Source organism: Rhizobium sp. A22-96, from assembly GCF_053521805.1.
In genome coordinates this window covers 626484-648486 of sequence record NZ_JBNWDQ010000003.1, presented here as the reverse complement: position 1 = coordinate 648486, position 22003 = coordinate 626484, and the positions used below count along the sequence as shown (strand labels likewise).

The 22003-nt window shown below is 60.2% G+C and carries 24 protein-coding genes; 13 read left to right on the top strand and 11 right to left on the bottom strand.

The features are described 5' to 3' along the window. Nucleotides 1-27 precede the first annotated feature (27 nt). Nucleotides 28-315, bottom strand: coding sequence for an Asp-tRNA(Asn)/Glu-tRNA(Gln) amidotransferase subunit GatC (gatC, locus tag ACQZ6F_RS15890; protein WP_449093404.1), 288 nt, complete (start codon nt 313-315; stop codon nt 28-30). A gap of 68 nt (nt 316-383) precedes the next feature. Continuing rightward, the gene (locus ACQZ6F_RS15885) at nt 384-1094 is read right to left on the bottom strand and encodes a metal-dependent hydrolase (protein ID WP_449093405.1); all 711 of its coding nucleotides are present in this window, start codon (nt 1092-1094) and stop codon (nt 384-386) included. 117 nt (nt 1095-1211) lie between these two features. Here ACQZ6F_RS15885 and ruvX point away from each other — a divergent pair, with 117 nt between their 5' ends. Continuing rightward, on the top strand, nt 1212-1706 hold the full coding sequence (gene ruvX, locus ACQZ6F_RS15880) for a Holliday junction resolvase RuvX (RefSeq protein WP_449093406.1): 495 nt from the start codon (nt 1212-1214) through the stop codon (nt 1704-1706). On the opposite strand, the gene ACQZ6F_RS15875 is transcribed toward ruvX, so the two are convergent. The 6 genes from ACQZ6F_RS15875 to ACQZ6F_RS15850 form a co-directional block, all read right to left on the bottom strand. Continuing rightward, on the bottom strand, nt 1643-1975 hold the full coding sequence (locus ACQZ6F_RS15875) for a DUF6105 family protein (RefSeq protein WP_449093407.1): 333 nt from the start codon (nt 1973-1975) through the stop codon (nt 1643-1645). The genes ruvX and ACQZ6F_RS15875 overlap by 64 nt on opposite strands. A 300-nt stretch (nt 1976-2275) precedes the next feature. Further along, complete coding sequence (locus ACQZ6F_RS15870) at nt 2276-2932, bottom strand: TetR/AcrR family transcriptional regulator (RefSeq protein ID WP_449093408.1); 657 nt, start codon at nt 2930-2932, stop codon at nt 2276-2278. Nucleotides 2933-3036: 104 nt separating this feature from the next. Then, nucleotides 3037-3654: a GNAT family N-acetyltransferase gene (locus tag ACQZ6F_RS15865; RefSeq protein WP_449093409.1), complete on the bottom strand. Its 618-nt coding sequence runs from the start codon at nt 3652-3654 to the stop codon at nt 3037-3039. 64 nt (nt 3655-3718) lie between these two features. Next, nucleotides 3719-4018 carry a type II toxin-antitoxin system RelE/ParE family toxin gene (locus tag ACQZ6F_RS15860; RefSeq protein ID WP_449093410.1) on the bottom strand — a complete coding sequence of 100 codons (300 nt, stop codon included), beginning with the start codon at nt 4016-4018 and terminating at the stop codon, nt 3719-3721. Next, entirely contained in the window at nt 4008-4253 is a 246-nt protein-coding gene (locus tag ACQZ6F_RS15855) for a type II toxin-antitoxin system ParD family antitoxin (protein WP_449093411.1), read from the bottom strand. The genes ACQZ6F_RS15860 and ACQZ6F_RS15855 overlap by 11 nt, the downstream gene beginning before the upstream one ends. Before the next feature lie 67 nt (nt 4254-4320). After that, nucleotides 4321-5979, bottom strand: a complete 1659-nt coding sequence (locus ACQZ6F_RS15850) for an acyl-CoA dehydrogenase family protein (protein WP_449093412.1) — start codon at nt 5977-5979, stop codon at nt 4321-4323. A gap of 186 nt (nt 5980-6165) precedes the next feature. On the opposite strand from ACQZ6F_RS15850, the gene ACQZ6F_RS15845 reads away from it, so the two are divergent. From ACQZ6F_RS15845 to rpmG, 10 genes are all read left to right on the top strand, one after another. Further along, complete coding sequence (locus ACQZ6F_RS15845) at nt 6166-7122, top strand: aspartate carbamoyltransferase catalytic subunit (RefSeq protein WP_077472772.1); 957 nt, start codon at nt 6166-6168, stop codon at nt 7120-7122. Then, the gene (locus ACQZ6F_RS15840; protein ID WP_449093413.1) at nt 7119-8408 is read left to right on the top strand and encodes a dihydroorotase; all 1290 of its coding nucleotides are present in this window, start codon (nt 7119-7121) and stop codon (nt 8406-8408) included. Before ACQZ6F_RS15845 ends, ACQZ6F_RS15840 begins: the two co-directional genes overlap by 4 nt. A 29-nt stretch (nt 8409-8437) precedes the next feature. Further along, a complete protein-coding gene (plsY, locus tag ACQZ6F_RS15835; protein ID WP_205910649.1) occupies nt 8438-9058 on the top strand; it encodes a glycerol-3-phosphate 1-O-acyltransferase PlsY in 621 nt (206 codons plus the stop codon). Further along, nucleotides 9058-10206 (top strand): DNA-processing protein DprA, encoded by a 1149-nt coding sequence (dprA, locus tag ACQZ6F_RS15830; RefSeq protein ID WP_449093414.1) that lies wholly within the window; start codon nt 9058-9060, stop codon nt 10204-10206. Before plsY ends, dprA begins: the two co-directional genes overlap by 1 nt. A gap of 175 nt (nt 10207-10381) precedes the next feature. Then, complete coding sequence (topA, locus tag ACQZ6F_RS15825; RefSeq protein WP_449093702.1) at nt 10382-13051, top strand: type I DNA topoisomerase; 2670 nt, start codon at nt 10382-10384, stop codon at nt 13049-13051. Next, nucleotides 13048-15426, top strand: coding sequence for a ribonuclease R (gene rnr / locus ACQZ6F_RS15820; RefSeq protein WP_449093415.1), 2379 nt, complete (start codon nt 13048-13050; stop codon nt 15424-15426). The genes topA and rnr overlap by 4 nt, the downstream gene beginning before the upstream one ends. Before the next feature lie 32 nt (nt 15427-15458). Further along, nucleotides 15459-15914, top strand: a complete 456-nt coding sequence (locus ACQZ6F_RS15815) for a DUF983 domain-containing protein (protein WP_174071160.1) — start codon at nt 15459-15461, stop codon at nt 15912-15914. An 80-nt stretch (nt 15915-15994) separates the two neighbouring features. Further along, nucleotides 15995-16228 carry a hypothetical protein gene (locus tag ACQZ6F_RS15810; protein ID WP_077472778.1) on the top strand — a complete coding sequence of 78 codons (234 nt, stop codon included), beginning with the start codon at nt 15995-15997 and terminating at the stop codon, nt 16226-16228. Continuing rightward, a complete protein-coding gene (locus ACQZ6F_RS15805; RefSeq protein ID WP_077472779.1) occupies nt 16221-17405 on the top strand; it encodes an MFS transporter in 1185 nt (394 codons plus the stop codon). Before ACQZ6F_RS15810 ends, ACQZ6F_RS15805 begins: the two co-directional genes overlap by 8 nt. A 96-nt stretch (nt 17406-17501) precedes the next feature. Beyond that, nucleotides 17502-17669 carry a 50S ribosomal protein L33 gene (rpmG, locus tag ACQZ6F_RS15800; protein ID WP_003547442.1) on the top strand — a complete coding sequence of 56 codons (168 nt, stop codon included), beginning with the start codon at nt 17502-17504 and terminating at the stop codon, nt 17667-17669. A gap of 815 nt (nt 17670-18484) precedes the next feature. Here the strand turns inward: rpmG and ACQZ6F_RS15795 are convergent. After that, the gene (locus ACQZ6F_RS15795) at nt 18485-19858 is read right to left on the bottom strand and encodes a PleD family two-component system response regulator (protein WP_077472780.1); all 1374 of its coding nucleotides are present in this window, start codon (nt 19856-19858) and stop codon (nt 18485-18487) included. A gap of 15 nt (nt 19859-19873) precedes the next feature. After that, a complete protein-coding gene (locus ACQZ6F_RS15790; RefSeq protein ID WP_028754034.1) occupies nt 19874-20245 on the bottom strand; it encodes a response regulator in 372 nt (123 codons plus the stop codon). 131 nt (nt 20246-20376) lie between these two features. Here ACQZ6F_RS15790 and ACQZ6F_RS15785 point away from each other — a divergent pair, with 131 nt between their 5' ends. Both ACQZ6F_RS15785 and ACQZ6F_RS15780 read left to right on the top strand, forming a co-directional pair. After that, complete coding sequence (locus tag ACQZ6F_RS15785; protein ID WP_449093416.1) at nt 20377-20685, top strand: DUF3572 domain-containing protein; 309 nt, start codon at nt 20377-20379, stop codon at nt 20683-20685. 2 nt (nt 20686-20687) lie between these two features. Further along, nucleotides 20688-21335 (top strand): hypothetical protein, encoded by a 648-nt coding sequence (locus ACQZ6F_RS15780; RefSeq protein WP_449093417.1) that lies wholly within the window; start codon nt 20688-20690, stop codon nt 21333-21335. A gap of 16 nt (nt 21336-21351) precedes the next feature. On the opposite strand, the gene ACQZ6F_RS15775 is transcribed toward ACQZ6F_RS15780, so the two are convergent. Beyond that, on the bottom strand, nt 21352-21930 hold the full coding sequence (locus ACQZ6F_RS15775) for a GNAT family N-acetyltransferase (protein ID WP_449093418.1): 579 nt from the start codon (nt 21928-21930) through the stop codon (nt 21352-21354). Between the last annotated feature and the right edge of the window lie 73 nt (nt 21931-22003).

Here is a 22003-nt window from a genome sequence, read left to right as displayed (position 1 = left end):
CGGGTCGGAAAGGCTCGAAGGGAACCGTTATTCGACGACTTTGGGCACCAGGAAGAAATTCTGATCGGTATTCGGCGCGTTCGCAACGATGTCGGCGGCCTTGTTGCCGTCTGTGACTTCGTCGGTGCGCTTCTTCATTGCCATCGGCATCACCGAGGTCATCGCCTCGACGCCATCGACATTCACTTCGGAGAGCTGCTCGACGAAGCCCAGAATGCCGTTCAGCTCGCCCATCATCCGCTGCGCTTCGTCTTCATTGACGGCGATGCGGGCAAGATGGGCGACGCGTTTGACAGTGGCGAGATCGACGGACATGGCATTCTCCGGATAGGATTTTTCTCACTCGCTATAAAGACCATGCCCGCCATACGCAACGGGTATCGTCAGGCAGAAACGCTCTCGCCCACCTTCGGTGCGGCAACCGTCGTCTTCGAACCTTCCATGCCGACAACGAACTTTTCCGCGGTCTGGTCGATGAAGGGGAAGCTGCCATAGTGGCAGGGGATGGCGGTCTTGAAGTTGAAGAAGCGTTGGCAGGCGAGTGCGGCCACGGCACCGCCCATGGTAAAGCGGTCGCCAATCGGCAGGATGCCGATATCGGGTTGATGCAGTTCGTTGATCAGGGCCATATCCGAGAAGATGTCGGTATCGCCCATGTGGAAGAGCGATGCTTCATCGTCAAAATGCAGCATCAGGCCGTTCGGGTTGCCGAGCGCGTGGGAAACGCCATCTTCCGTGATCTGGGCGGAAGAGTGCAGCGCATTGGTAAAGGTGGCCGAGAAGCCGCCGAGGCTGACGGTGCCGCCGGTATTGCCCATTTCGAGCTTCTCGACGCCCTTCGTGCCCAGCCAGGAGGCGAGATCGGCGTTGGCGAGAACGACGGCGCCGGTGTCCTTTGCGATCTGAACCGTATCGCCGACATGGTCGGCATGGCCGTGCGTCAGCAGGATATGGGTCACGCCTTCGGCGGCATCCTTGATGTTGAGGCCGGCGGCGGCAAAGGAAGGGTTATAGGTCAGGAAAGGATCGATCAGTATTTTCGCCTTCGCCGTTTCGATACGAAAAGCGGCATGGCCGAGCCAAATGATCTTCATCGGGTTTATCCTTATGACTTGATTTGCAATGGAAGGCTGGTGTCTAGGAGATATCTCAAACCGCGACAAAGAAAAGCGGCTTTGACTTCAATTTGTTTTGACAGGAGCGAAAGCCCGATGACGACGCTGACCATCGAAGACCTGGCCGTGATGCTTCTGCCCGGCCAGGCAGTCGCCGGCCTCGATCTCGGCACCAAGACCATCGGGCTGGCCATGTCCGATCTCGGCCGGCGTTTCGCCACGCCGCGCCCGGCGATCAAGCGGGTCAAGTTCACCCAGGACGCCCAGACCCTGCTCGCCTTCGCAGAGAAGGAGAAGGTCGCCGCCTTCATCATCGGCCTGCCTGTCAATATGGATGGTTCTTCGGGGCCGCGCGTCCAGGCCACCCGCGCCTTCGTGCGCAGCATGGCCGACAAGACCGCCCTGCCCTTCGTCTTCTGGGACGAGCGGCTTTCGACCGTCGCGGCCGAACGGGCGCTTCTGGAAATGGACGTCTCGCGCGCCAAGCGAGCCGAGCGTATCGACTCGGCGGCGGCGAGCTTTATTCTTCAGGGAGCCTTGGACAGGCTGTCGGCGCTCGGCAGGGCCACCCTGCCCGATCTCGACGCCTGACGGCGCTTCCACCAGGCAATGATGGCTGCGCGGCGGCGAAAGCCGAAGATCGCAAAGACAAGCAGACTGTCGAAGGCGATCGCGCGCGCGACCAGCGGCGGAATGGTTTCCGGCGGAATGCCGAGGATCTTGCCGTAGATATCGAACACTAGGTCATGCATCTGCCGTGTCAGCATGAAGATGCCGAAGCTCATGTCGTAGTACGACAGATAATACCAAGCCCCGAGAAACGAGACGGGCCCAGCCCAGCAAATCAACAACCACTTCATGCGGTACCCCTTCGACGCTGAAATTGCGTCGTGCCAGCCGAAAGGACAAACCAGTTCGACAGCGCCATGGCGCTCAAAACCACCGCGGGCCAGGTTATATCTAGTGCGAGCACGGCGAAGAACATCATCGCCGCGACAAGAAACACTAATTTTGCGGGTCTCAACCCCATGGCTGCACGCTTGATGGTTAACAATCGGTCTCTTCACAGTGACGAGTTAACCGGTGCGGCGCAACGTAAACCATTTGTTAAGGTTAACAGCGCGGTGGGCTTGTGGATATCTCCCGAACGGGCGCCGGCATCAGCCGTAAACGCCGCGTACGATCCGCTTCAATGAGGCTGCCGCCTTCTCCCAATCCTTGGCGTTTTTCAAAGGAAGACCGGCGCATTGATCGCTGATCGCTGCCGACAGGACAAGATGCTGGATGGCCGCGAAGATCATGGCGTTGACCGCCTGCGCATCGACCCCTTTCGGCGGTGTCAGCGAGCCGCGCATGCGCTCGATCCAGCCCGCCAGCGCCTTGGAACGGGCCTCGGACAATCGGCGGACCTGCTCGCTGTTTTCGGAGACTTCCCAGGCGACAATGCGGCGCATCAACGGGTCGGCGCGCAGGGCGTCGAGAAATAGCAGAGCAAGGCGCTCCATCAGATCGCCATAGGTCAGAATGAACATGCCGCCGGTGTCGTCGGGAATGCGGTCCTTCACCCAGTCTCCGAGATCCGTGCCGATCGCTTCCACAAGGCCGTTGAGGCCGCCATAATAGCGGTAGATCAGCTGCTTGTCGCAGCCGGCACCGCGCGCCACCGCATTGATGCCGAAATTCTGGAACCCCTCCTCCGCCAGAAGCCGCTTGGCAGCATCGAGGATCGCCTGCTCGGTCGCGGCGCGGTTGCGCACCCGCTTTTCCGCAACAGGCGTTTCCAACGGTATTTTAACGGCTGCGTTTGCAACGGCCATCGACTCAGCTCCAATCTGTCACCGAGCGGTGAGTAGCAAGCCGCATCGACGCGAACAACTAAGCTGTGGGCAGCGATATCATCTAAGCCCGCAAATCCACAGATTTAGAGCGATTGGCCAAACCATACGGTCGTTTCCGACGCGAGACCCGCGGGCAGTTCCACCGGCACGAAACCCCGCGACGACCAGAAGCGGATCGCGCCGTGATTGCCGGAATTGGCACCGAGATGAATGCCCTTGACACCGTTGGCGCGGGCATTCTCAATCCAGCGACCGAGCAAAGCCGTGCCGATGCCCTTCCCCTGAGCCCTCGGCAGCAGGTTCATATGAATATGTGCGGGAAAGCGATCTGTGAGGAAGGTGGGCACTCGGTTCGGACGATGGATTGCGGATATGCGCCGCTGGTCAGCATCCCAAAGCGTCGGATCTCCCGACGGAGCGGCATATTGCCGGCGCAAGCCCGGCCACCATTCGCGCTCAAGCCGGTCTTCGAAAGCGACCGTATCGAAGGCACCGGAAATATAGCCAAAGACACCTTCGCCATCCTCGGCAACGAAGACCAGTTCGGGAAGAAGCTTCGCATAGGGCGCCGAATAGATGTGCCCGATCAAACGTCCGTCGCGGTGAAGCGGCGTCGCATCCTTGCCGGCATCACCCGTCTTCAGCGAGATAGCATAGAGCTGGTCAATGTCGTCGGGTTGGACTGGACGGAGATTGATCATGGGAGCCCCTGCAAACGAATGCGAACATGATACCAAGCCAAATTGTTCAGATCCAAACACCTCTTCAGAGGTGCCGGCTGACATCCATTCGCCGATGCAACACACGAATCACACTCATCTCCGCATCGGATAGAAGATAGTAGATCACATGCGAGCCGACGGCATATTTGAAATAGCCTTCACGAATGTCGGCACGACGCCCGACTTTCAGACCGGACGCCAACCCCTCGAAAACTTCGACGATTTCGGCATGGTAGGCTTCCGCTTGCTGCGCAGACCAGTTCTCGACCGTATATCGCCAGACATCTTCAAGGTCGGCCTCCGCCAAGGGCGATAGACCGTAGCGACCAGTCCTATTCGCCATATGTGGCACGCATCCGCTTCAGGAATGCAGCATTATCGAAGGGGGCGGGTTTTCCGGATTCCTCGCCGGCAATCAACGCCTCTTTAAGAGCCCGGACCTTTGCCTCGTGCTCTTCGAGCAGCCGCAGGCCAGCGCGGACAACATCGCTAGCGGAGCCGTAGCGGCCTGTCTGCACCTGGGCATCGATGAAGTCGCTGAAATGATCACCGAGCGAAACTGATGTGTTGCGGGCCATGAAAGACTCCCTTGTCGATACCAATATATAATACATATTGGTATCGCGGCAATCGCCGGCGCAAATTCTAGGTGGCCGGCGGATAGAGGAGGTCGACGATGTAGCCGGCATCGAACCGCGCGTCGAGCATGCCATAGGTGGAGCGCCAGCCGCCGGCAAGGCGGGTTTCGATGAAGGCGTCGGCGATCTTGCCGGCACCGAGGCGATAGAGTTCGGCCGCCCCGGCAGCAAGCGCCATTTGTTCGACTAGCAGGCGGGCAGCGCCCTCATCCTGCTCGCAAAGCGCCATGGCTGCGCGCAGCACCTCGATGGTCTTCTTGCCGGCAGGTCCGAGATCGCGGGCAAGGCCGGCGAACACTGTTTCGAACAGGTCCTTGCCACGGTTCAACACGCGTAGAACGTCGAGCGCCATGACATTGCCGGAACCTTCCCAGATCGCGTTAACAGGTGCTTCGCGGTAATGACGGGCGATCGGACGCTCCTCGATATAGCCGCTGCCGCCAATGCACTCCATGGCTTCATAGATGAGAGCCGGAGCGATCTTGCAGCACCAGTATTTGGCAACCGGCGTCATGACACGGGCATAGGCCGCGTCCTCGCTGCTGCCGCTCGCCTTGTCGAAGGCCTCGGCCAGACGGAAGGCGAGAGCCGTTGCTGCGGCAACATCGAGCGCCATGTCGGCGAGCACGCGCGTCATGATCGGCTGGTTGACCAGCATCTTGCCGAACACGCTGCGGCCGCGCGCATGATGCACCGCCTCGGCCAGCGAAGCCCGCATGATACCGGCCGAGGCCAACGCGCAGTCAAGCCGCGTCAGCGTCACCATGTCGAGGATCGTGCGTATGCCGGCATCGGGCGTTCCGAGCAGGAAGCCGAATGTGTCGTGGAACTCGACTTCGGAAGACGCGTTCGAGCGATTGCCGAGCTTGTCCTTCAGCCGCTGGAACTGGAGGCCGTTGGCCGAGCCATCCTCGAGCAGCCTCGGCACGAGGAAGCAGCCAAGGCCCTCCTTGGTCTGGGCGAGCATGATGAAGGCATCGCTCATCGGCGCCGACATGAACCATTTGTGGCCCGAAAGCCGGTAGATGCCGTCGCTCACCTTTTCCGCACTGGTCTTGTTGGCACGCACATCTGTGCCGCCCTGCTTCTCTGTCATGCCCATGCCGATGGTGACGGCGGTCTTCTGCATGGCGGGCTTGTTGGACGAATCATATTTGCGCGACAGGATTTTTGGCGCCCAGTCCTTCTGGACGGCTGGCGACGCCATCATGGCGGCCACGGAGGCGCTGGTCATCGTCAACGGGCAGAGGTGGCCGCATTCGAGCTGTGCCGTCAGATAGAAGCGCGCGGCGCGCACCTTGTGCGACTGTCCCTTTGCTTCGGGATCCGCCTGTGCATCCCAGATCGAGGAATGCAGGCCTGACGCCATGGAGCGGCGCATCAGCGCGTGCCAGGCCGGATGGAATTCGACGACATCGAGACGCTCGCCGCGCGGACCATGGGTGCGCAGCTGCGGCGTGCCCTGGTTTGCCATACGCGCCAGCTCCTGCGCCTCGTGAGAGGTGACGAAGCGGCCGAGCTGCTCCAAATCTTCGCGGATCGAGCGTGGCAGACCAGAGGTCAGATCAACGATGAGCGGATCGGAACGATAGGCATTGATGCCGGACCAGAGGCTCGGCTGGTTCAAGTCGGCAAATGGGTCGTCGGTCCGGGTCTGTTGGGTCATGAATCGCTTTTTAGAGCAAGAGGGTTGCAAAAGGAAACCGGAAGTTTTGTCTCCCAACAGCATAGCTGCTGTAACGGCATTCGGGCGAAATTGCATGGGGAACAAGCAGGCTCATCGCATACGCGCGCTTGCCCCTTTGGCGCTCCCTCTCTATAGACCCCCTGACGACATTCAGAGGGCAGGTCCATGGTCTTCTTTCCCCACCGCCACCTCATCGGCATCAAGGGTCTTACCGAGCAGGATATTACCTATCTTCTCGACAAGGCCGACGAAGCCGTCAAGATAAGCCGCCAGCGTGAGAAGAAGACGTCGACGCTTCGCGGTCTCACGCAAATCAACCTCTTCTTCGAAGCCTCGACCCGCACGCAATCCTCCTTCGAGCTGGCCGGAAAACGGCTCGGCGCCGATGTGATGAACATGTCGGTTGGCAATTCCTCGGTGAAAAAAGGCGAAACGCTGATCGATACGGCGATGACGCTGAACGCCATGCGGCCGGACGTATTGGTCATTCGCCATTCGAGCGCAGGCGCTGCCGCATTGCTTGCCCAAAAAGTCTCCTGCTCGGTCGTCAATGCCGGTGACGGCCAGCACGAGCATCCGACCCAGGCGCTCCTCGATGCGCTGACGATCCGCCGCGCCAAGGGCAAGCTTTCGCGCATCATCGTCGCCATCTGCGGTGACGTGCTGCATTCGCGCGTTGCCCGTTCCAACATCCTGCTTCTAAACGCCATGGGTGCCCGCGTCCGTGTGGTTGCTCCCGCCACGCTTCTGCCCACGGGCATCGCCGACATGGGCGCCGAGGTCTTCCATTCGATGAAGGAAGGCCTGAAGGACGCCGATGTCGTCATGATGCTGCGGTTGCAGCGAGAGCGAATGTCCGGCGCCTTCGTGCCGTCGGTGCGTGAATACTATCATTTCTACGGGCTCGACGCGGAGACGCTGAAAGCCGCCAAGGAGGATGCGCTTGTCATGCATCCAGGCCCGATGAACCGTGGGGTCGAGATCGCCTCCGAAGTCGCCGATGGTCCGCAGAGCGTCATTGCCGAACAGGTGGAAATGGGCGTCGCCGTGCGCATGGCGGTCATGGAGACGCTGCTCATCTCCCAGAACCAGGGGCCTCGCAGCGAGGGAGCAGGCGCATGAGCAACTCAATCGTCCTGCAGAATGTCCGCATCATCGACCCCTCCCGCAATCTCGATGAGGTCGGCGCGATTGTCGTCGAGGATGGCATCATCATTTTCGCCGGCAAGGGCCTCAAAGGCCATGCGACACCCAAGGGCGCGACGGTGCGGGATTGCACCGGCCTTGTCGCCGTGCCGGGCCTGGTCGATGCCCGCGTCCATGTCGGCGAGCCCGGCGGCGAGCATCGCGAAACGATCGCGTCAGCAAGCCGTGCGGCAGCGGCCGGCGGAGTTACCTCCTTCATCATGATGCCGGATACCCATCCCGTCATCGACGACATCGCCCTGGTCGAATTCGTCAAGAAGACGGCGCGGGATACGGCGGTCGTCAATGTCTATCCGGCAGCAGCACTCACCAAGGGTCTCGCCGGTGAAGAGATGACGGAAATAGGCTTGCTTCGGGCAGCTGGGGCCGTCGCCTTCACCGATGCGCATTCCGCCGTCTATGACACGCAGGTCCTGCGGCGGTTGATGACCTATGCCCGCGAATTTGGCGCGGTCATTTCCTGCGAGACCCGCGACAAATATCTCGGCGCCAACGGCGTCATGCATGAAGGATTGCTGGCGAGCTGGCTCGGGCTATCGGGCATCCCTAAGGAAGCCGAGCTTATCCCGCTGGAGTGCGATCTGCGTATCGCCGCACTGACCCGCAGCCACTACCACGCAGCCATGATCTCCGTGCCCGAATCGGCCGAGGCCATCCGCCTCGCCCGCTCGCGCGGCGCCAAGGTCACATGCGGCATCTCGATCAACAATCTCGCACTGAACGAGAACGACATCGGCGAATACCGGACGTTCTTTAAAGTCTACCCGCCGCTTCGCTCCGAGGACGATCGCACGGGTATGATCGAAGCGTTGGCGGACGGCACGATCGACATCATCGTCTCCTCGCACGACCCGCAGGATGTGGATACCAAGCGCCTGCCCTTCGGCGAAGCTGAAGACGGCGCCGTCGGCCTGGAAACACTGCTTGCCGCCGCCCTTCGGCTTTATCATAGCGGCCAGGTCAGCCTGATGCGACTCATCGATGCGCTGTCGACGCGGCCGGCCCAGATTTTCGGTCTCGATGCCGGTACGCTGAAGCCAGGTGCCAAGGCAGATATCGCCCTGATCGATCTCGACGAGCCTTGGCTTGTCGCAAAAGACATGCTTTTGTCGCGCTCGAAAAATACACCTTTCGAAGATGCGAGAATGAGCGGCCGGGCAGTCGCGACCTATGTCGCCGGCAAGCTGGTTCACAGCCTCTAGGGCAAGCCCGGGTTTACGGAGAATAAGACGTGATGGCGGATTTCTGGACTTGGCAGCTCACCCCGCAGACATTGCTGGCAGCCATCGTCATCGGCTACCTGCTCGGCTCCATCCCCTTCGGCCTGTTGCTGACGCGCATGGCCGGCCTCGGCGACGTCCGCAATATCGGCTCGGGCAATATCGGCGCGACAAACGTGCTGCGCACCGGTAACAAGTGGCTTGCGGCTGCGACGCTGCTGCTCGATGCCTTCAAGGGCACAGCCGCCGTTCTGATAACAGCCCATTTCTTCGGTGAGGATGCCGGTGTGCTTGCCGGCTTCGCGGCCTTCATCGGCCACATCTTCCCGGTCTGGATCGGCTTCAAGGGCGGCAAGGGCGTCGCGACCTATCTCGGCATCCTCCTCGGCCTGGCGCCGCTGATGGCCTTGATTTTCGCCATCATCTGGCTGGTCATTGCCTTCACGACCCGTTATTCCTCGCTCTCCGCATTGGTTGCAACCCTTGTCATCCCGGTTGTATTGTGGATATTGGGCGTCGACAAGATTGCCGCCGTCATGGCGCTGATGACCGTCATCTCCTGGTACAAGCACAGGGCCAACATCGCCCGGTTGACCGCCGGAACGGAAGGCAAGATCGGAGCAAAGGGATAATGGACGTAGGCAGCGCAAGACGGACCGGAGTTGCGCTGACCGAAAAACAAAGGATAGCCTGGCTCAGGCTGATCCGCTCCGACAATGTCGGACCATCCACCTTTCGCGATCTCATCAATCATTATGGCTCGGCAGAAGCAGCGCTTGCGATGCTGCCGGAACTTTCCCAGCGCGGCGGCTCGACGCGAGCGATCCGCATTGCCGACGAGCGAGACGCTCTGCGCGAGCTGGAAGCTGTACATCGCTTCGGCGCACGCTTCGTGGGCATCGGCGAGCCGGATTATCCGCCGGCGCTAAGGGAGATCGACGGGGCGCCGCCTCTCCTGACGGTCAAGGGCAATGTACCGACGGCGACGCGACCGGCCATCGGTATCGTCGGCTCGCGCAATGCCTCGATCAGCGGCGCGAAGTTCACCGCGATGATTGCCCGAACCTGCGGCGAGGCCGGTTATGCCGTCGTCTCCGGGCTTGCGCGTGGCATCGATACCGCCGCCCATCGCGCCAGCCTCGAAACGGGGACCGTCGCCGCAATGGCCGGCGGTCTTGATCAGCCCTACCCGCCGGAGAATATCGGCCTGCTCAACGACATATGGAATGGAAACGGGCTTGCCGTCAGCGAGATGCCGTTCGGATGGGAACCGCGGGCACGCGACTTTCCGCGCCGCAACCGGCTGATATCGGGCATTTCGCTCGGCGTCGTCATCGTCGAGGCCGCGACCCGCTCCGGCTCGCTGATCACCGCGCGTCTTGCCGGCGAATTTGGCCGGCTGGTCTTCGCCGTTCCGGGTTCGCCGCTCGATCCCCGTTGCGAGGGCACCAACGGCCTGTTGAAGGACGGCGCGATGATCGTGACCACGCCGGGCGATATAGTCGACGCCTTGCGGCCGCTGGCCGAGCCGGATCTCTTCCGCCCTCGCCCTGTCGAAGCTCCGATCGAACGGAGCAAGCCGCTCTCCGTGCCGCCCGACGATGCCGAGCGTGACTACATCGTCGACGCGCTCGGGCCGACACCGGTCGAGATTGACGATATCGTCAGGCATACCGGCCTACCGGTATCCGCTGTTCACTCTGTCCTTCTTGAGCTGGACATGGCCGGACGGCTGCATCGCCACCCCGGCGGGCTGGTGTCGATCTCCATGCTGGATTGAAAACTGTGACACGCATACCAATTCTAAGCTTCGCATCGCCGCGTCGATGGCAAAAATCGACTTCGCCTCTTGACCGCGACGAATTCCCTGTCCATGTCGGAAGGCCGGGAAGACGGAAAAGCCCGGCTTCTCCAGTGCCTTGTTTCGGCACGACCTCGTATTCAGAGACTTAATGATGAACGTTGTAGTGGTGGAATCGCCTGCCAAGGCTAAGACAATCAACAAATATCTGGGACCCGGATATAAGGTTCTTGCCTCCTTCGGCCATGTGCGTGACCTGCCCGCCAAAGACGGTTCGGTACTGCCGGACCAGGATTTCGAAATGCTCTGGGAAGTCGATGGCGCTTCGCAAAAGCGCATGAAGGACATTGCCGATGCGGTGAAATCCTCCGACGCCCTGTTCCTCGCGACCGACCCGGATCGCGAAGGTGAGGCGATTTCCTGGCATGTTCTCGATCTTCTCAACAAGAAGCGTGTCATCAACGGCAAGCCCGTCAAGCGCGTCGTCTTCAACGCCATCACCAAGAAAGCCGTGCTCGACGCGATGGCCGACCCGCGCGACATCGACGTGCCGCTGGTCGACGCTTACCTCGCCCGCCGTGCTCTCGATTATCTCGTCGGCTTCAATCTGTCGCCGGTGCTGTGGCGCAAGCTGCCTGGCGCCCGCTCGGCCGGCCGTGTTCAGTCCGTCGCGCTTCGCCTCGTCTGCGACCGTGAATCCGAGATCGAGCGCTTCATTTCGGAAGAATACTGGAACCTTTCGGCAATCCTGAAGACGCCGCGCGGCGACGAATTCGAAGCTCGTCTCGTCTCCGCCGGCGGCAAGCGCCTGCAGCCGCGCGCAATCGGCAACGGCGAAGAGGCCGGCAAGCTGAAGGCATTGCTGGAAGGTGCCTCCTATGTCGTCGAAAGCGTCGAGGCAAAGCCGGTCAGGCGCAATCCGAGCCCGCCTTTCACCACCTCCACCTTGCAGCAGGCCGCGTCCTCCAAGCTCGGCTTCTCCGCTTCGCGCACCATGCAGGTAGCGCAGAAGCTTTATGAAGGCGTCGACATCGGTGGCGAGACGGTCGGTCTCATCACCTATATGCGTACCGACGGCGTGCAGATGGCGCCGGAAGCGATCGATGCGGCTCGCGTCGCAATCGCCGATCAATTCGGCAACCGCTACCTGCCGGAAAAGGCACGCTTCTATTCGACCAAGGCGAAGAACGCCCAGGAAGCACACGAAGCGATCCGCCCGACCGGCTTCGATCGCACACCCGACCACGTCCGCAAATACCTCGATGCCGACCAGCTGAGATTGTATGACCTGATCTGGAAGCGCGGCATTGCCAGCCAGATGGCCTCCGCAGAGATCGAACGCACCACCGTCGAGATTCTGGCTGATAAGGCTGGCGAGAAGGCCGGACTGCGCGCCGTCGGCTCGGTGATCCGCTTCGACGGCTTCATCGCCGCCTATACCGACCAGAAGGAAGACGGTGAGCAAAGCGACGATGCCGACGACGAGGATGGCCGCCTGCCCGAGATCAACGCCCGCGAAAACCTCGCCAAGCAGAAGATCAATTCGACCCAGCACTTCACCGAACCGCCGCCGCGCTATTCCGAAGCATCGCTGATCAAGAAGATGGAAGAGCTCGGAATTGGCCGCCCGTCGACCTATGCGGCGACGCTGGCGACGCTGCGCGACCGCGACTATGTCACGATCGACAAGCGCAAGCTGGTGCCGCAAGCCAAGGGCCGGTTGGTGACCGCATTCCTGGAAAGCTTCTTCACCAAATACGTCGAATACGACTTCACCGCCGATCTCGAAGAGAAACTCGACCGTATTTCCGCCGGCGAGCTGAACTGGAAGGACGTTCTGCGCGATTTCTGGCGCGATTTCTTCGCCCAGATCGAGGACACCAAGGAACTGCGCGTCACCAATGTGCTCGACGCGTTGAACGAGGCGCTGGCGCCGCTGGTCTTCCCGAAGCGCGAAGACGGCAGCGATCCACGCATCTGCCAGGTCTGCGGCACGGGCAACCTGTCGCTGAAGCTCGGCAAGTACGGCGCCTTCGTCGGCTGCTCGAACTATCCGGAATGCAACTATACGCGCCAGCTCTCTTCGGAAGGCGGTGCGGAAGCAGAATCCACAGGGCTGAATGAACCGAAGGCACTCGGCCAGGATCCGGTTACCGGTGAAGAGCTGACACTGCGTTCGGGCCGATTCGGACCTTATATCCAGCGTGGCGATGGCAAAGAGGCCAAGCGCTCGTCGCTGCCGAAGGGCTGGAAGCCTGAGGATATCGACTACGAGAAGGCGATGGCGTTGATCTCGCTGCCCCGCGATATCGGCAAGCATCCTGAAAGCGGCAAGATGATCTCGTCCGGCATCGGACGCTACGGTCCCTTCCTGCTGCATGACGGCAGCTACGCCAATCTCGAAACTGTCGAGGACGTATTCACCGTCGGCCTGAACCGCGCCGTGACCGTGCTTGCCGAAAAGCAGAGCAAGGCAGGCGGAGCACGCGGCGGCACGCCGGCAGCGCTGAAGGATCTTGGCGCGCATCCGGACGGCGGCGGCTCGATCACCGTTCGTGACGGGAAATACGGTCCCTATGTCAATTGGGGCAAAGTCAACGCCACCCTGCCGAAGGGCACCGACCCGCAGGCGATCACAGTTGAGGAAGCCCTGGCTCTGATCGTTGCGAAAGCCGGCAAGAGCGGCACTACAACGAAAAAGGCTCCTGCCAAGGCAAAGACCGCGGCCGCCGGTGCCAAAGCGACAAAGACGACCGCCAAGCCGAAGGCTGCTGCAAAGAAGCCCGCGGCCAAGACGGCAGCGAAAAAGAAGAGTGCAGAGTGAGCAGAGAACCGCGCGGCAGGAATCCATCGTCGGAACGTCGTTCCGGCAAGCCCGGCCGCGCCGGTAAGGCCAGCGGCGACACCGAGCCGATGATGGCGATCGTGCACGGCACCCTGCCGCCGCGCGAAGTCATTCTTCGCTTCATCTCGGAACATCCCGAGCAGGCTTCCAAGCGTGAACTTGCAAAGGCCTTCGGCCTGAAGGGCGAGAGCCGCATTGCGCTGAAGAGCCTGCTGCGCGAGCTCGAAGAAGACGGGATGGTGCAGAAGAGCCGCAAGTCGCTTATCCGCCCGGGTGCACTGCCGCCGATCACCGTTCTCGATATCACGACCCGCGACAAGGATGGCGGACTGATCGGCCGCCCGGCCGATTGGGCTGATGAGAACGGCGTGGCACCGGCCGTGATGATCAAGCAGTCCTCCTCACCCGCCGGCCGCAATGGCAAGGGCAAGGCGCCGGTCGCCGGCATGGGCGACCGCGTCCTCGCGAAGATATTTGCCGCGGTGGATCGTGGCGGTCCGGCCTATACGGCACGCATCATCAAGGTTATCGACAAGCGCAAGGGCGCCAGCATGGGCGTCTTCCGCGAGACGCCGGGCGGCGGCGGTCGGCTGATGCCGATCGAGCGGCGCGGCGAAGAAATGGTGATCGATCCGGACTATACCGGCGACGCCAAGGATGGCGATCTCGTCGAGGTCGAAGTCGCCCGTCTTGGCCGTTTCGGCCTGCCGCGCGCCAAGGTTCTCTCGGTCGTTGGCTCCGTCGCTTCCGAAAAGGCGATCTCGATGATCGCCATTCATGCCCATGGCATTCCGCATGTCTTCCCGGCCGCCGTGATCGCCGAAGCCGATGCGGCCAAGCCCGCGACGATGGCGCATCGCGAGGACTGGCGCAGCCTGCCGCTGATCACCATCGATCCGGCGGACGCCAAGGACCATGACGATGCCGTCTATGCCGAGATGGACCCGTCGCCCGACAATCCAGACGGCATTGTTGTCACTGTCGCCATTGCCGACGTCTCTTGGTACGTGCGCCCCCATTCGCCGCTCGACCGAGAGGCGCTGAAGCGCGGCAACTCCGTCTATTTCCCCGACCGGGTCGTCCCGATGCTGCCTGAGCGCATCTCCAACGATCTTTGCTCGCTGAAGGAAGGCGTCGACCGTCCCGCCCTCGCCGTCCGGATGATCTTCTCCAAGGAAGGCCGCAAGGCGGGCCACACCTTCCATCGCATCATGATGAAGAGTGCCGCCAAGCTTTCCTACCAGCAGGCGCAGGCGGCCATCGACGGCCAACCCGACGATAAGACCGGGCCGATGCTGGAGCCGATCCTGAAGCCGCTGTGGCATGCCTATGAGATCATGAAGAAGGGCCGCGAGCGGCGTCAGCCGCTGGAACTCGACATGCCCGAGCGCAAGATCCTTTTGAAGGAGGATGGCACAGTCGACCGCGTCTTCGTGCCGCCGCGCCTCGATGCACACAAGCTGATCGAAGAAATGATGATCCAGGCGAACGTCGCCGCCGCCGAGACGCTGGAAAAGAAGAAGCAGGTACTCATCTACCGCATCCATGACGGTCCGACGCTCGCCAAGCAGGAAGTGTTGCGCGAATTCCTCAAGACCCTCGACATAACGCTCGCCAAGGGTGGCAATGTCCGGGCCAACAGCTTCAACGGCATTCTGGCGAAGGCCGAGGGTACGCCGCATCAAACCATGGTCAACGAGATGGTGCTGCGCTCACAGAGTCAGGCAATCTACAGCCCCGACAATATCGGGCACTTCGGCCTGAACCTGATGAAGTACGCCCATTTCACCTCACCGATCCGCCGCTACGCGGATCTGATCGTGCATCGTGCGCTCGTCGGCTCGCTCGGCTTCGGTGAAGGCGGCATCACGCCGGATGAGGAAGCTGTGCTCGATGACATCGCCGCCGAGATCTCAACCTTCGAGCGCCGCGCCATGGCCGCCGAACGCGAGACGGTCGATCGACTCATAGCCCATCATCTGGCGGGCAAGGTCGGCGCGGAATTCGAGGCGCGCGTCGGCGGTGTCACCAAGTCGGGACTTTTTGTCACCCTGCCCGACTACGGAGCCGACGGTTTCATCCCTATATCTACGCTCGGCAGCGACTACTTCATCTATGATGAGGCGCATCAGGCGCTGACGGGCGAAAAGACCGGGCTCGGCTATCGCCTTGGCGACGAGGTGACCGTGCGGCTGGTGGAAGCCGTACCGCTTGCAGGCGCCCTGCGCTTCGAGATGCTGAGTGACGGACGGTCGTTGCCGACGGCGGTACGCTCTTTCCACAAGGCGACCCGTCGCAATCAAAGCCAGGCACGCAAGACGCCGGGCACGAGACCACCGCGCGGCCGCCGGTAAACGATGGCTGCCGGCAGTAAGGAAGAGCATTCATGACGGGCAGCCCATCCGATTCCCCCATCCGCTACGGCGGCACCGACGAAAGCGAGCGCCCGGTCGCCCGGTCGATTTCCCGCGGCATGCTTAACCGCTGCCCGCGCTGCGGGACGGGCAAACTCTTTCGCGCCTTCCTGAAGCCAGTCGACAATTGTGCTGTTTGCGGCGAGGAGATCTTTCATCAACGAGCCGATGATCTGCCGCCTTACCTGGTGATCTTCGTTCTCGGCCACATCATCGTCGGCGGCTACATGATGACGGACATGGCCTTCAATCTGCCCATGTGGGTCCATCTCGCCATCTGGGCGCCGATCACGGTCATAGCGGCCCTCGCGATCATACAGCCCATCAAGGGTGGCGTGATCGGCCTGCAATGGGCGCTGCGCATGCATGGTTTCGGCGGCCACGACGACAGCCCGGACGAATGGGATCAGGGAAACGGGCGGTCGTGACCATGCCCGCAAGCCTGTCACATCGGTCTGCTCGGGAGACCGCGGTTGTTTCGCATTATCGCTCTCCCCCAGCGGGAACCATGATCGATTTCCCGGATATTCGTGATTCGCACACGCTGCTTCGGCGGCAACGGCTTGACACGAGCGGCTTTTCTTGTCTGAACATGCCGGGCATCGAAAGGATCATTCTGGGGGATATGACCGATCTCATGAAAGCCGACCCGTCACCTGAATTTGGCCGAGCCGTGCCTTTCTATGTTGCGTATCGTGATCGATTCGCCTGCCTCATGCTCCAGGGATCAGTTTATGCTTGAACCGACGAACGGCAAGGCCGGCCATGTCGAAGAAATTCACTGGCCTTCGCTCGTCGCCGCCATCGCGTCCGTATCCGCCGTGGGCATTGCCATTGGCCTGGGCCTGCCGCTTCTCAGCATCATTCTGGAGAAGCGCGGCGTCTCCTCAAGCCTGATCGGCCTCAACACGGCGATGATGGGCATAGCGGCCATGCTCGCGGCTATCATCACCACCAAGCTCGCGCATCGCTTCGGCGTCGTGCAGACGATGATCTGGGCCGTGATACTGTCCGCGCTGAGCTCGCTGGGCTTCTATTATGCAGAAAACCTGCTTCTGTGGTTCCCCCTGCGCATCCTGTTCCACGGCTCGACGACCACCCTCTTCATTCTGTCGGAATTCTGGATCAATGCGGCTTCGCCACCGTCCAAGCGTGGTTTCGTACTCGGCCTCTATTCCACGGTCTTCTCGCTTGGCTTTGCGGCCGGCCCCCTGCTCTTCTCGCTTGTCGGCAGCGAGGGCCTCATGCCGTTTCTGATTGGCGCCTGCATCATTCTGGCGGCGGCGATCCCGATCTTCATCGCCCGTAACGAAAGTCCCGTGGTCGACGAGAAGCCCGAGCTGCATTTCGTCCGCTATATCTTCCTGGTGCCGACGGCCACTGCGGCCGTGTTCGTGTTCGGCGCCGTGACCGTTGGCGGCGGGTCGCTGTTTACCAGCTATGCCACCCGCCTGGGCTTCAACGAATCGCAGGCGGCATTGCTGTTGACCGTCATGGGCATCGGCAATTTCGTGTTTCAGATTCCGCTCGGGCTGCTGGCCGACCGCATGCGCGACAAGCGGCCATTGCTGTCGATCATGGCCACCATCGGCCTGGTTGGCGCGCTGTTGCTGCCATCCCTGTCGTCGAACTGGATTATCCTCGCCGTCATCCTGCTCTTCTGGGGCGGCTGCGTTTCCGGCATGTACACGGTCGGCCTCAGCCACCTGGGTACGCGGCTGACCGGCGCAGACCTTGTGGCCGCCAATGCGGCCTTCGTTTTCTGCTATGCGATCGGCATGGTTCTCGGGCCGCCGACGATCGGTACCGCGATGGATTTGGTCAATCCCAGCGGCTTTGCCTGGGCTGTAGCCTTTTTCTTCGGCCTTTATGTTCTGCTTTCGGGGATACGACTGCTTTTCATGGGCAACAGAGGTTGACTTTTCGGGCGCGATTTGTATTTTCGCGCCAGAATTCGCCGTGGACCACCGCACTGGCCGTCCACGGCGTTCATTTTTATTAAAGGCAGGACGACTATGGCCAAGGCTACCACAATCAAGATCAAGCTGCTGTCGACGGCCGACACTGGTTTCTTCTACGTCACGACGAAGAACAGCCGTACGATGACGGACAAGATGACGAAGACGAAGTACGACCCGGTTGCTAAGAAGCATGTCGAGTTCAAGGAAACGAAGATCAAGTAAGTTTCCTAAACTTCAGGTTACAAAAGGCGCAGCCTCCGGGCTTGCGCCTTTTTTCGTTTTCAGCGCTTCGCACCCGTAAAATCCGATCGGGTTTTACCGCTCGAGATGACCTGAAAAAGGACTGCCAGCGCCTCCAAAAAGAAAAACGCCGCCTTCGAAAATCGAAGAGCGGCGTTCTGAATTCGGGGGCCGGCTAGCCTGCAAAACGGCACGAGGAACCGTTGTAATTTGCCTGCCAGCCGACCGACCCCACGACCCAGGAGATGCGGCGGACCTGAGCATCATGGGGTATCTGGAAACCCTTATGGGCTGTCTCTGTACGGGACTAAATTCGCGCGAAATCAAAAGAAAATCAACAAATTCTTAATGATGAAAAATACCCGTCTGCTGGGATGGTTAAAATTCACGTCACCACTGACAGAAATCTCCCGTAGAATTAACAAATCAAAATTGAATATTCTCCAAGAAAAAATCAACAACTCCCGTATTTATGACAAACTCTAAATACAGCCGACTAAGAATATCCAAGCACGATAATGCTTTTCAAATGATGTCTAGTCTCCTTTCTGCGTCTTCCGACGAAAATAGGCAGGAAATCATAACTATATAACAACCGAACTGACTTCGTCACAAAACGCGCAGAAAATGCAGGTTCTCTTTCAATTCCGAAGTAAAAATACGACGCTCAACGTCCAGCAAGATCTGTGCTCCAGTGGATCTCATCAGAAGATTAAAAATAATTAATCTTCACTCAACAGCCCGGCAAGTCCCCCAATATTCATGGGAAAACCAACCCTATTATGGCCGATTTTCAGTCAGGCGGCCGAAGCGACAACCCTGTTGCGCCCGGCCCTTTTCGCTTCATAAAGAGCAAGATCGGCCTGCTTCATCAACTGTTCCGGTGTCTCGATTGTCTCCAAACGGCACGAGATGCCGAAGGAGGCCGTGATGTTAAGCGTGGCACCGGCATCCCGCAGCTTGACTGGCATATTTTCTACCGCAGCGCGCAGACGCTCTGCGACGGCGGCGGCAATGTCGGCGGTCGTATCCGGCATGACGACAACGAATTCCTCGCCGCCATAACGGCAGGCCAGATCGGCACCGCGCACCGTCGAGCGGATACGGGAAGCGAACTCCTTGAGCACTTCGTCGCCGGCATCATGACCGTAGGTATCGTTGACCAGTTTGAAGCGATCGATATCGGCGATCAGAACGGAGAGCGGACGGGCCCGGGCCAACGACCGATCGAAAAGAATCTTCAGGTGATTGTCCAGGTATCGCCTGTTGTTCAAACCGGTGAGCGCGTCGGTGACGGCAAGCTCGATGGTCTGCTGTACGCTGGCGCGGAGGCGATCATTATAGCGCTTCCGGCGTATCTGCGTCAGGCAGCGGGCCACCAGCTCGTTTGGATCGACAGGCCGAACGATATAATCATTGACGCCGAGATCGAGGGCACGGACGATCATGTCATCTGCCCCCTGCTCCGTCACCAATAGCACCGGCAGGAAGCGCGTACGCTCCAGCGAGCGAAGCTGCGAGCAGAGCCGCAGCGGATCGTAATCGTCGAAATTCGAATTGACGATGACCAGTTCGAACGGCCGTTCTGCAGCCTCGAACAAGGCCGCCTGCGGATCGGACATGGCGACGACTTCCGCGATCGGCTTGAGCGTGCGGATGATGCGTTCCTGCGAGTTGGCGCGGCCGTCAACCAGGAGCACTTGCCCGGTTTCTTCGGCGCGGCCATCGCCGGCACGCAACAGATCATCGATGCCGAAATTGCGCGCCGTTTCGTTGCGCATGGACAATTCATCGCTCAACGTCTTCAGGCGCAGCAGGCTCTTGACGCGAGAAATGAGCTGCAGATCGTTGACCGGCTTGGTCAGGAAATCATCCGCGCCGGCCTTCAGGCCGCGCACCCGATCGGTCGGCTGATCGAGCGCGGTGACCATGACCACAGGAATATGAGCGGTACGGGGATCGGACTTCAGGCGCTCGCACACCTCGAAGCCATCCATGCCGGGCATCATGATATCGAGGAGGATAAGATCGACCTGGGCGCGCGCGCAGATGGCGAGCGCCTGCAAACCATCTTCGGCGGTCAGCACCTCAAAATATTCAGCCAGCAACCGCGCTTCCAGAAGCTTCACATTTGCCGGGATATCGTCGACTACCAGGATGCGGGCGGTCATTCGTTCTTCCTACGCTCAGGCGTCGCCCAGATAAGTTTTAATGGTCTCGATGAATTTCGGCACGGAAATCGGCTTCGAGACATAGGCTTCGCATCCGCCCTGGCGAATGCGCTCCTCATCGCCCTTCATGGCAAAGGCCGTGACTGCGATGACGGGGATGACATGCAGATCATCATCCTCCTTCAGCCATTTTGTCACCTCCAGCCCGGAAACTTCCGGAAGCTGGATGTCCATCAGAATGAGATCTGGGCGGTGTTTACGAGCAAGATCAAGCGCTTCCATACCGTTTCGGGTCTGGATCGTCGTATAACCGGACGCCTCGATCAGATCGCGAAAGAGCTTCATATTCAGCTCATTGTCTTCTACAATCATTACCTGTTTAGGCATGGAGAGATGTCCCTGCATCCGGTATTGCATCCATTCTCTCGAAATATAGGGTCGCGAGGAACCGATTCCACAAATACTTGAATCGCATACTACCGGGATTTGGTTGAAAAATAGGTAACTCACCCTTCAAAATGCAAAGTAACTTCAAGAACCCGAAGAAGAATGCGGCCGCGCCGCAAGAGACAGCCATTGCCGTACTCGGCTGGCTGGCGAACGAACCGGATATGTTCAGCCGCTTTCTGGCCCTGACCGGAGTTGAACCGGCGCAGGTGCGCAACGCCATCAACGAGCCCGCCTTTCTCGCGGGCATGCTGGACTTCCTGATGAACCACGAACCGACATTGCTGGCCTTTTGCGAAGCCAACGGCATTCCGCCGGAGGCGGTCGCCGCTGCATCGGCGCATTTCTCGCCGCCCGGCCTGGCCTCCGGAGAATATTGATCATGGATGCACCGCTCGAATTCGATACATCGCATATCCGCCTCCAGGATCGGCCGCTGATCGTTTGTGATGTCGACGATGTCGTTTTGCATTTCTTTGCACCTTTCCTGACCTTCCTCGACGGTGAAGGCCATGAGTTCCTGCCGCGATCCTTCCGGCTGACCGGCAACATCATCTCCAGGGCCAACGGAACGGCGCTGGAGGAAAAGGACGTCCACCGGCTGATAGAGGCCTTCTTCGAGGCGCAGGAGCAATGGCAGACGCCCCTTGATCTTGTCGTCGATACGCTTGGCGACTTTTCCAAGGATGCCGATATCGTTTTCCTGACGGCCATGCCGCCGCAATACTGGGCTCAGCGGCGCCGCCTTCTCGATCGGCTCGGCCTTGCCTATCCATTGCTTGCATCGCTGCAGCCGAAAGGGCCGATCGTCCGGTCGCTGCATGCAAGGCGCGCATTGCCGGTCGTTTTCGTCGACGACATGGCGCATAATCTGCATTCGGTTGGCGAACATGTTCCGGACTGCCTCCTGATCAATCTGAAGCCTGATTCTGTCGTCCACCGCATGGCGCCGGCAGCGCCGGCAGGCATTCCCGAAGCGAGTGAATGGAGCCAGGCGGCGCCATTGCTCAGGGCTCACATCGGCGGCTGAAACCATCGACCCGATATCAAAGGACGAGGCGCATCAGAGGGCGCCCGTCCTTGCGTTTGGCGATCTCAGAAAATCCCGCCGCCTCGAATATGCGCTGCGAGCCGACATAGAGACCCACGGATTTTGACTGCTTCGTGCGTTCGATCGGACAGCCCTCAAGCAGACGCGCACCTGAAGCCTTGGCGAAATTTATGGCCTCCGACAGCATGCGATGGCTGTATCCCTTGCCGCGATCACGCGAATTCATGAAGAAACAGCTCACCGCCCAGACCGAGCTATCCTCGGCATCGGCCGGATCGAGCGGGTGCGAGACCGTCTTCGGTGAATTCCATTGCGGTAGCTCCAAGCGGGGCCCGACCTGCACCCAGGCAACCGGGCGCTCACCGGCATAGCCGAGGAGGCCGGGTGGCGGTCCCGCCGCGACGCGGTCCTGAATGAAGCGCTTCTTGGCGTCTCCGTCCATCGTCTTGCGCTGCGATGTCGGAATGCGGAAATGCGTGCACCAGCAACCGTAGCAGGCGCCGCTTGGTCCGAACAACACCTCGAAATCGTCCCAGCGATCCCACGTCAGAGGCTGCACGCGTAAATTTTCCACTCCATCACCTCCCTGTTTTCCCGCTTGAGACTCGCAAACTTAAAACATAAAGTGGCAATGTTCAATTTTTGTT